At 69.4% G+C, this 9,477-nt stretch carries 8 protein-coding genes; 3 read left to right on the top strand and 5 right to left on the bottom strand.

All coding sequences use genetic code 11. From position 1 onward, the window contains the following. From G4D87_RS27025 to rfbB, 5 genes are all read right to left on the bottom strand, one after another. A partial coding sequence (locus G4D87_RS27025) for an MFS transporter (RefSeq protein ID WP_163785354.1) occupies window positions 1-1,418 on the bottom strand: 1,418 nt, incomplete at its 3' end. A gap of 3 nt (window positions 1,419-1,421) precedes the next feature. Then, a complete protein-coding gene (rfbC, locus tag G4D87_RS27020; RefSeq protein WP_163785352.1) occupies window positions 1,422-1,973 on the bottom strand; it encodes a dTDP-4-dehydrorhamnose 3,5-epimerase in 552 nt (183 codons plus the stop codon). Further along, a complete protein-coding gene (gene rfbA / locus G4D87_RS27015) occupies window positions 1,970-2,851 on the bottom strand; it encodes a glucose-1-phosphate thymidylyltransferase RfbA (protein ID WP_163785350.1) in 882 nt (293 codons plus the stop codon). The genes rfbC and rfbA overlap by 4 nt, the downstream gene beginning before the upstream one ends. Window positions 2,852-2,866: 15 nt before the next feature. After that, window positions 2,867-3,769, bottom strand: a complete 903-nt coding sequence (locus tag G4D87_RS27010; RefSeq protein ID WP_163785348.1) for an SDR family oxidoreductase — start codon at window positions 3,767-3,769, stop codon at window positions 2,867-2,869. Window positions 3,770-3,772: 3 nt separating this feature from the next. Next, the gene (gene rfbB, locus G4D87_RS27005) at window positions 3,773-4,798 is read right to left on the bottom strand and encodes a dTDP-glucose 4,6-dehydratase (protein ID WP_163785347.1); all 1,026 of its coding nucleotides are present in this window, start codon (window positions 4,796-4,798) and stop codon (window positions 3,773-3,775) included. 120 nt (window positions 4,799-4,918) lie between these two features. Between rfbB and G4D87_RS27000 the strand changes: the two genes are divergently transcribed. The 3 genes from G4D87_RS27000 to G4D87_RS26990 all read left to right on the top strand — a co-directional run bounded on the left by G4D87_RS27000 (window position 4,919) and on the right by G4D87_RS26990 (window position 9,420). Then, the gene (locus G4D87_RS27000) at window positions 4,919-6,559 is read left to right on the top strand and encodes a glycosyltransferase family 4 protein (protein WP_163785346.1); all 1,641 of its coding nucleotides are present in this window, start codon (window positions 4,919-4,921) and stop codon (window positions 6,557-6,559) included. Then, complete coding sequence (locus G4D87_RS26995; protein WP_163785345.1) at window positions 6,549-7,070, top strand: hypothetical protein; 522 nt, start codon at window positions 6,549-6,551, stop codon at window positions 7,068-7,070. The genes G4D87_RS27000 and G4D87_RS26995 overlap by 11 nt, the downstream gene beginning before the upstream one ends. Window positions 7,071-7,173: 103 nt before the next feature. Continuing rightward, complete coding sequence (locus G4D87_RS26990; protein WP_240358647.1) at window positions 7,174-9,420, top strand: glycosyltransferase; 2,247 nt, start codon at window positions 7,174-7,176, stop codon at window positions 9,418-9,420. Window positions 9,421-9,477: the final 57 nt, after the last annotated feature.

Raw genomic sequence — 9,477 nt, 5'->3', positions numbered from 1 at the left:
CCCCCGATGTGCGCCCCCGCATTGGGCGACAGCCGGCGGTAGAGCGGCCCCGCCAGCGACGAGACGACGCCCACCGCGATGAACGGCAGCACGAAGCGGTCCGGCGTCAACGGCGCCTCGTCAGCGCCGCGCGCCAGGTGCAGCATCAACCCGCCGAAGCTGATGCCCAGCCCCAGCGCCATCTGCATCGTCACCACGGACACCGTGGACGCGCTGCTCACCGTCTCCGGGGGAATGTCCGCATACGCCACCGTATTGGTCGCGGTGAACTGCAACGAGCGCATGAAACCACTGACGACGAGCACGCCGACGATGAGCGGAATCGGCGTGCTGCCCCGGAAGAAGGCCGGCAGCGAGGTCAAGACGGCGGACGCCAGGTTGGCGAAGATGAGCGTCTGCCGAAAGCCGAAGCGCCGGATGATGGAGGGCGCCACCGACTTGCAGCTGAGCGCGCCCACTCCGCTGCCAATCATCACCAGCCCCGCCTCGACGGGCGTCCAGCCCAAGCCGACCTGGAGCAGCAGCGGCAGCAGGAAGGGAGACGCCCCCAGGCCCATGCGCGTCAGGGTTCCGCCAATCATGCTGGCCCGGAAGGTGTCGATGCGCAGCAGCCGGAGGTTCAATACGGGCCGCTCCACGCGCAGCGCGTGCCACACGAAGGCCCCCAGCGACGAGAGCGCGACCACCGCGAGCCCCAGCTGCACCGGCAGCGGCATCAGCCCGATGCCCACCGTCTCCGCCGAGCCAATCAGCGTGGTGATGGCAACGGCCGCGAGCACGAAGCCGCGCGTGTCGAAGGGGCCCGGGTCCGGCTGGTGCAGCGGCGGAACGAAGCGCGCCACCGCGAGCATGCCCAGGATGCCCACGGGCACGTTGATGAAGAAAATCCACGGCCAGTCCGCGACGCCCAGAATGAGGCCCGCCAACGGAGGCCCCACCAGCGGGCCCAGCAGCGCGGGCATCGTGAACCAGCTCAAGGCGGCCACCAGGCGCTCTCGCGGCGCCGAGCTCACCACGATGATGCGGCCCACGGGCGTCATCAGCGCGCCGCCCAGCCCCTGGAGGGTGCGGAAGATGACCAACTGGGTCAGCGACTGGGAGAACCCGCAGAGCACCGAGCCCAGCAGGAACACGCTCATCGCGAACATGAAGACGCGACGGGGCCCGAACCGGTCCGCCACCCAGCCGCTCGCGGGCGCGAGCACCGCCAACGCCAGGATGTAGGACGTCAGCGCCAGCTTCAGGTGGATGGGGTCGGTGTCGAACGCTTGCGACAGCCGGGGCAACGCGGTGGACAGCGCGGTGGAGTCCACGAACTCCATGAACAGCGCGCTGGCCACCGCAATCGAGGCCAGTCGCGAGCCCCGGGGAGCATCTCCACCCGCGCCGGTGCTGCTGGAAGCCGGATGCTCAGGCACTGTTCAGCCCACGTACTCCGGAAGCAACGGCGCGTCGCGGAGTCTCGGGGCCTGCGCGTCCTTGGGAGAAAGCAGCGGCTCGCTCACCGGCCAGGCAATCGCCAGGTCCGGGTCATTCCACGCGACGCTCCGCTCCGTCTCCGGCGCGTAGAGCGCGGTGCACTTGTAGTGGAAGTCCGCGGAGTCACTCACCACGCAGAAGCCGTGAGCGAACCCCGGCGGAATCCAGAGCTGACGGCGGTTGTCCGCGGACAGCTCCACCGCCACCCACTGCCCGAAGGTGGGCGAGCCGCGCCGCACGTCCACCGCGACGTCGTACACGGCGCCCGCCAGCACCTGCACCAGCTTCCCCTGAGCCTGTGGCTCCTGGAAGTGCAGGCCCCGCAGCGTCCCCTTCGCCGAGCGCGAGTAGTTGTCCTGCACGAAGGGCCCAGGGATGCCCACGGCCGCGTACCGCGCCGCGTGGAACATCTCCATGAAGAAGCCGCGGTCATCACCGAAGACCTTGGGCTCCAGCAGCAGCACGTCCGGAACCTCCAGCGGCGTCACCTTCACGAAACGGCTCCCCGGTTCTCCGCGAGCGCCCGCAGGTACTGGCCGTAATCGTTCTTGAGCATGGGCTCGGCCAGCGTCAGCAGCTGCTGCGCGCCGATGTACCCCATGCGGAACGCAATCTCCTCCGGGCACGCCACCTTGAGGCCCTGGCGGCGCTCGATGATTTCGATGAAGTTCGACGCCTGCATCAGCGACTCGTGCGTGCCGGTGTCCAGCCACGCGTAGCCGCGCCCCATGAGCTCCACGTCGAGCTGGCCGCGTCGCAGGTACTCCGCGTTGACGTCGGTAATCTCCAGCTCGCCCCGCTTGCTCGGCTTGAGGCCCGCGGCGATGTCCAGCACCTGGTTGTCGTAGAAGTACAGCCCGGTGACGGCGTAGTTCGACTTCGGCTTCAGCGGCTTCTCCTCCAGGCTCACCGCGCGGTTTTTGGCGTCCAGTTCCACCACGCCGTAGCGCTCCGGGTCCTTCACGTAGTACCCGAACACCGTCGCGCCCGAGGCACGCGACGCCGCGCGCTTCACCAGCTCGCTCAGGCCGTGGCCATAGAAGACGTTGTCGCCCAGCACCAGCGACACGCTGTCGTCGCCCACGAACTCCCGGCCGATGACGAACGCCTGGGCCAGCCCCTCCGGCCTGGGCTGCTCCGCGTAGCTGAAGCGCATGCCCCACTGCTCGCCGCTGCCCAGCAGCTCTTGAAAGCGCGGCAGGTCCTGCGGCGTGGAGATGACCAGCACGTCCCGGATGCCCGCGAGCATCAGTGTGCTCAGCGGGTAGTAGATCATCGGCTTGTCATGCACGGGCAGCAGTTGCTTGCTGACCACGCGCGTCAGCGGGTACAGCCGCGTCCCCGAGCCACCGGCGAGGATGATGCCCTTCATGTCCACCTCGGCACGTCAGTGTCCCCGAGCCGAGAGCCACGTCGCATGGAAGCGCGACAAGGACTCCGCGAGCGCCAAGGGAGGAACGGAAAGTTCGGCATGGACCTTCTCGGTGCGCAGACCACTCTTCAGCGGGCGGGGGCTGGCGAGCTTCAGCTCCGCCATGCGGGTGGGGACGATGAGCCCCGCATCGAACCCGAACACCTCGCACAGCGCGCGGCCAAAGCCCACCCTGTCGGTGACTGTTCCGCCGCAAGTGTTCCACACGCCACCCAGCCGCCGCGTCCCCAGCTCCACCAGCATGGCGGCCACGTTGTCCGCGAAGCTGGGTGACACGAGCTGGTCCTCGAAGAGGCGCACCTGCTGCCCCTGCTCCAGGGCCGTCACCAGCCAGGCACCGAAGTTGAGCCGCCCCTCCACCGGAGGCCAGCCATACACCACGGCGGTGCGAGCAATGGCGCAGCCGGGCGCGAGCACGCGCGCGGCCTGCTCACCCATGTGCTTCGTCACCGAGTACACGCCGCGAGGATTGGGCACCGCGTCCTCGCCATAGGGCCCGGCCTCGCCATCGAAGACGTAGTCGGTGGACACGTGCACCAGGTGCGCACCGGCCTTGCGAGCGCTCCGCGCCACGGCGGCGGCGGCGGTGACGTTCCCCGCGTACGCGGCCTCCGGGTCCTTCTCACAGGCATCCACCTCCGTCATGGAGGCGCAGTGGATGACCACCTCGGGCGCGGCGGTCTCCACGGCGGCGGCGACGTCCGCCTCGCGCGTGAGGTCCACGCTCACATAGCCATACGCTCCACCGGTGCGCCGGGCGCCGCGGCCCAGCCCCACCACCGCGTGCCCGCCCTGGTGGAGCAAGGAACACACGCGGCTGCCCACCAATCCGTTGGACCCCGTGACGAGGAAGCGCATGACTCAGGCCCTCCCCTGCAGGCGCGTGCGGTACTGCGTTTCGAAGTACTGGCGATAGGCGCCGCTGGTGACGCGCTGCCACCACGCCGGGTGGTCGACGAACCAGCGCACGGTGTCCGCCAGGCCCTGCTCGAAGGTGTGCGCGGGCGTCCAGCCCAGCTCCGCGCGAAGCTTCGACGGGTCAATGGCGTAGCGCCGGTCATGCCCCGGCCGGTCCTTCACGTACTGGATGAGCGACTCCGGCTTGCCCACGAGGCCCAGAATCGCCTTCACGATGTCGATGTTCCGCCGCTCCGCCCCGCCGCCGATGTTGTAGACCTCGCCCGCCCGGCCCTGCTCCAGCGCCAGCAGCAGCGCCTGGCAGTGGTCCTCCACGTGGAGCCAGTCGCGCACGTTGCCGCCGTCGCCGTACACGGGCAGCGGCTTGTCGTGCAGCGCGTTCACCACCATCAACGGAATCAACTTCTCCGGGAACTGGTAGCGGCCGTAGTTGTTCGAGCAGCGCGTGACGACGACGTCCAGGTTGAACGTGTGGTGATAGGCGAGCGCCACCAGGTCGGAGCTCGTCTTGCTGGCCGAGTACGGGCTGGAGGGCTGCAACGGCGATGACTCGGTGAAGGCGCCCGTGGGCCCCAGCGAGCCGTAGACCTCGTCGGTGGACACCATGAGGAAGCGCTTCACGCCCCGGGCGCGGCTGGCCTCCAGGAGTTGCTGGGTGCCCAGCACGTTGGTGGTGACGAACACCTCCGGCCCGAGGATGGAGCGGTCGACGTGGCTCTCCGCCGCCAGGTGCATCACCGCGTCGATGGCGTGCACCGACATCAGGTGCTCCACCAGCTCGCGGTTGCCGATGTCACCCCGGATGAAGACGTGCTGGGGGTCGCCCTCCAGCTCCGAGAGGTTCTCGAGGTTGCCGGCGTACGTGAGCTTGTCGAGGTTGACCACCGTCCAGGCGGGCCGCTCGCGGCGCAGGTACTTCACGAGGTTGGACCCGATGAAGCCACAGCCGCCTGTCACCAGTACGTTCATTGTCCCGTGGACCTCGTGCGCTCGGAGCGAGCGCCTGCGTATCGAAGGGGTCCACGACCGTCAAGGTGAGAGGGAGGCAAGGCTTGTGGGCGGCCCTGCACGGCGGTAAGGGAGCCGGTCGTGAGCACACCGCGTCCCCCTCCCCGTCGGATCGGGCTTCCCGCCATCCACCAGGTGCTCCCCCGGCTCGCCTGGGGCGACGCCGTGGGCAATCAGGTGCGCTATCTCCAGGGCCTGCTGCGCCGCTGGGGACATGCCTCCGACATCTACGCCGAGTCCTGGGACGACGCCTGCAAGGACCAGGTCCGCCTGGTGCGTGACTACGCGCGGGAAGCGGGGCGCGACGCCGTCCTGCTGGTGCATCACAGCTTCGAATCGCGGCTGGTGCCCCGCATCGCGAAGAGCCCTGGTCGCAAGGTGCTCGTCTACCACAACGTGACGCCCGCGCGGCTGTTCGAGGGCTTCGAGCGCAAGGTGGCCGCCGCGTGTGACGCCGCGCGCGCCGAGCTGCTGGCGCTCCGGCCTCACGTCGAAGCGGCCTTCGCCTACTCGCGCTTCAGCGCCGAGGAGCTGGTGGCCGCAGGCTACCCGGACGTCGCGGTGCTGCCCTTCGCCATCGACTGGGCGGCGTTCGACACGGCGCCGGACCCGGCGCTCCAGGCCGAGCTGGATGACGGCATGTCCAACATCCTCTTCGTGGGCCGCGCGGTGCCCAGCAAGAAGGTGGATGACGTGCTGCGCGTCTTCACCGCGTACCAGCGGCTCTACCAGCCCCGCAGTCGGCTCGTCGTCGCGGGCGCCCTGCACCGGGATGGGGCCTACGGCGCCTACCTGCACGGATTGAAGGACGTGCTGGGCGCCGAGCAGGTCCGCTTCCTGGGACGCGTCAGCGCCGCGCAGCTCTCCGCCTGCTTCGCCACGGCGTCCGCATATCTCTCCATGAGCCGTCACGAGGGCTTCGGCGTGCCGCTGCTGGAGGCCATGTACCGCGGCGTGCCCGTGGTGGCCTACGGCGCCGCCGCCGTGCCAGAGACGATGGGCGGCGCGGGACTCGCCACGCGCTCGGACGAGCCCCGCGAGGTCGCGAAGCTGCTCGCCGTGCTGGACCGCAGCACCGGGCTGCGCGCGCAGGTGCTTGCCGCGCAGCGTGAGCGCATCGCCGAGCTGTCGCAGGACGCCGTGGCCGAACAGGTCCGCGTGGCCTTCGAAGGCCTCTGCTCCGGTACGGCTCCGCGGCGCCCGGTGGCCACGAATAGCGCAGCCACCGTGGAGCTCGTCTGCCCAGGCTTCACGGTACGGCCCGAGGAGCCAGCCTCACGTCTGGCCCGCCGGTTGGTGGAGCGCCTGCCAGGGGCCCGGCTGCTTGCCCTGCGCCCTTGGGGTGAAGCCGCGTCCCTGGCGCCGGAGCCCATCCGCGTCGAAGGTATCGAGGTGACGCACTTCACGCCGGACCAACCCGTTGGCTCAAACGCCGGGGCGGCCCTACCGGGGTCGTCCGCGCTGGAGACGGCGGTGCGGGCTTCGAGCGCGCCCGTGGTGCTGCTGGGCGCGGACACCGTGTCAGCGCAAACGCTGCTGCCCCATGTCTCGGCGCGGGCCTGGGGCGTCTGTGCACTCTCCAGCCAGCCGGCCCTGCTCGCAGCCGCCCGGGAGCAGCTGGGTGACAGGTTGGTGGTGGAGGAGCCGGCTCACGTCGAGACGGCACTGCAGGCACTGCTCACGACGCTGGCTTCGACGGGAGTCCTCCCACGTGCGAACTGAAGACCTCATCACGCGCAGCCCCACGGCCGAGGCTGTGGCGCGCGAAGCGCAGCAACTGCCCACGCCCTCCGATGAAACCCAGGAGGCACTGCGCCAGACGCTGGAGGCGGCGGCCCGCCCCCCCACGCCCGCGCCCTGGCCCGCGCTGCTCCAGGAAGCGCGTGGGAAGATGGATAGCCGCTACGCGGAGCCGGCGACCTCCCACCGGGGAGGCCTCACCGGCACCGCGCTCGTCCTGGCGAAGCGCGCCTTCCGCCTCACGTTCCAGCCCTTCATCAACGAAGTGCTGCGCAAGCAGGTGGAGTTCAACGAGTCCATCCTCGACGCGCTGGCCACCCTGCACGATGTGCAGCGCGAACAGGCGCGTGCCCAGGCCGCCTGGCGCAAGGAACTGGAGCGCAGGCTGGCGCAGCTCGAGGCCGCGGGCACCCGCGCCGAAGGCGTCGCGGCCGAGCAGCAGGCGCCCACGCCTGCCGCGTCCTCCAAGCGCACACGCAAGCGAGGCCGGTGACGACCGGGGCTCGCCCCCCGTGACTCCGCGTCCTGCAGGAGGCTGCGCGACCGCCGCGGTCCTCGACGTGCGATGAGCATGTGGCGCTGGGGTGGCGTTGAGGATGGCGGCCGTTCGGGTGTATTCCCCATCTGTTCGACGCTTTCCTCCGTCCAAGGTCCGGTCCTTGCGCATCTGCCTCGTCTCCAAAGAACTCGCCCCCTTCGACAGGGGCGACATCGCGACCTACGTGGCAACCATGAGCCGGGCGCTTGCAGCGGCAGGCCACGAGGTCCATGTCTTGACGGCTGGGCATGCAGACTGGCAGCGCGCCGTGTCCCAGCTTCCCGGCGTGCACCTGCACGCCGTGGACGAGCGAGAGGGGGACCTCAAGGGCGCGTTTCCACACGCGCCGCTTCGCCATGCGTGGTCGGCGTACCGAAGCCTGCTGGAGCTCCACGCGCGGCATCCCTTCGACGTCATCGAGTTCCCCGACGACGCAGGCGAAGGCTATTTCGCGATGCGCGCCCGGCGGACGCTGGGGCACTTCGAGCCAGCGGTCCTCGCGGTGCGCTTGCACGACTCCACCCACGACCGCCTGCTGCTCAACAGGGTGGCCACGCTCGACATGGACACCGCTCAGCGCGAACACATGGAGGACACGTCCATCCGTGAGGCGGACCTCGTGCTTTCTCCGTCCGGGCCTGCCATGGAGCGCGTCCGCACCAGACTGGCGCTCCAGCGCAGCGGCGTCGTGATTCCACCTCCGCTCGCGGCGATGCGGGAGCCCCTCGCATCCCCTCGTCCCCCCGACGGACGGCCCCAGGTGCTGTACTTCGGAGACTTGGAGTACCGAAAGGGCGTGCACCTTCTCGTCGAAGCCATGCAGGCCCTCTTCGAGCAAGGAGTCGTCGCGGAGGTCCAGCTCATCGGGGATGACACGCGCACCGGCCCGTTCGGCCGCTCCCTGCGACACTGGCTGGACCAGCGCATCGCCCCCGCCTGGCGAGACAGGTTCCACTTCGCGCCTCCGCGCGAGCGTGCAGACCTCGCCTCGGCACTCACCGAAACAACGGTGTGCTGCGTGCCCTCTCGCTGGGAGCACTTCTCCCTCGTGTGCATGGAAGCGATGGCCGCGGGTGCACTCGTGGTGGGCAGCGATGCCGGAGGCATGGCGGAGCTCATCGACGACGGCCGCAGTGGCCTGCTCTTCAGAAGTGATGACGCCGTGCAGTTGGCGGCAGCACTAGGAAAGGCCCTTTCCTCACCAGCACTCCGAAACGTCGCTCGTGAAGTGGCCCCTGCCCGCGTCGTCTCCCATTGCTCGCCGGACATCATCGTCCGCCGGTTCGAGGCAGCTGTAGCGGATGCAAGGCCGCATCGGCATCCAGGCCCCGTCCACCCGGAACCCAGCGCCGCGGCGGGCTCCGTGCCCTCCGTGTCCTTCCTCGTGCCCTACTACAACATGGGCCGCTACCTTCCGGAGACGCTGCGGTCCATCCGCGCGCAGACCTTCACCGACTACGAAATCATCCTCGTGGATGATGGCTCCACCGACCCGGAAAGCCTTGCCGTACTGGACGCGCTCGATGATGCCGACGTCCACGTCATCCGAAAGCCGAACGGAGGGCTCAGCTCGGCAAGGAACGCCGGGCTGCGCGCCGCGCGGGGCCGCTACATCCTGCCTTTGGACCCGGATGACCTCATCCACCCCTCGTTCCTGGAGAAGGCCGTCGCGGTGATGGAGAGCACGCCAGGGCTTGCGTACGTCACCTCCCTCGTCTCGTACTTCATTGACGCTCCGGACGCGCCCGTGGGCGGTTGGATTCCCTGGGGCACCGAGCGCGACGCGCTACTGGCGGAGAATGTCGCCTCCACCTGCACCGCGCTGATGGAGCGGCGGCTCGTGGAAGAAGTCGGGGGCTACGACGAATGGCTCACGGCCTACGAGGACTGGGACGTCTTCTGCTCCCTGGCCGAGCGCGGACTCACCGGCTCCGTCATCCCGGAGCCACTCTTCCACTATCGGCTCCGTCCCGACTCGATGACCCGCGGCATGCGCGTCAATGACCGCTACTCGCAGCTGTCCTACCTGTGCCAGAAGCACCCTGCGTTGCCCCTCCACCCGGAGCGAACACTCCGCATGCAGCTCGGCCGCGCCCAGAGGCAAGAGCTCCAACTCCGGGCCACAGGCTCGGTGTCCCCACCGCTCCTGAATCGCTTCGCCGACACGGTGAACGCCACGCTCAAGCGGTTCGAAGGCGTCCATGGCACCTTGCGCCGCGCCGCGGTCTGGGTCGCGGGCGCCGACGACGATTCCCGCCCACTGCGCCATCAGGTGATGGAGCGGTTCTTCAGACGCCGCAATTGAAACGCCGGCCGCGACACGCAACGAAGCGGGCCCGGACCACGTCATTCCCCCCGCTAC

This window comes from Myxococcus vastator (assembly GCF_010894475.1).
In the GTDB taxonomy this organism is placed as follows: domain Bacteria; phylum Myxococcota; class Myxococcia; order Myxococcales; family Myxococcaceae; genus Myxococcus; species Myxococcus vastator.
The sequence above is the reverse complement of the archived record's forward strand: the minus strand, read 5'-3'. Positions and strand labels throughout refer to the sequence as shown.

What these genes read in the sequence shown, in the direction of transcription:
- G4D87_RS26990 (WP_240358647.1), top strand. Translation starts at nt 7,174, where the DNA reads ATGGCGGCCGTTCGGGTGTATTCCCCATCTGTTCGACGCTTTCCTCCG.
- rfbA (WP_163785350.1), bottom strand. Translation starts at nt 2,851, where the DNA reads ATGAAGGGCATCATCCTCGCCGGTGGCTCGGGGACGCGGCTGTACCCG.
- rfbB (WP_163785347.1), bottom strand. Translation starts at nt 4,798, where the DNA reads ATGAACGTACTGGTGACAGGCGGCTGTGGCTTCATCGGGTCCAACCTC.
- G4D87_RS27010 (WP_163785348.1), bottom strand. Translation starts at nt 3,769, where the DNA reads ATGCGCTTCCTCGTCACGGGGTCCAACGGATTGGTGGGCAGCCGCGTG.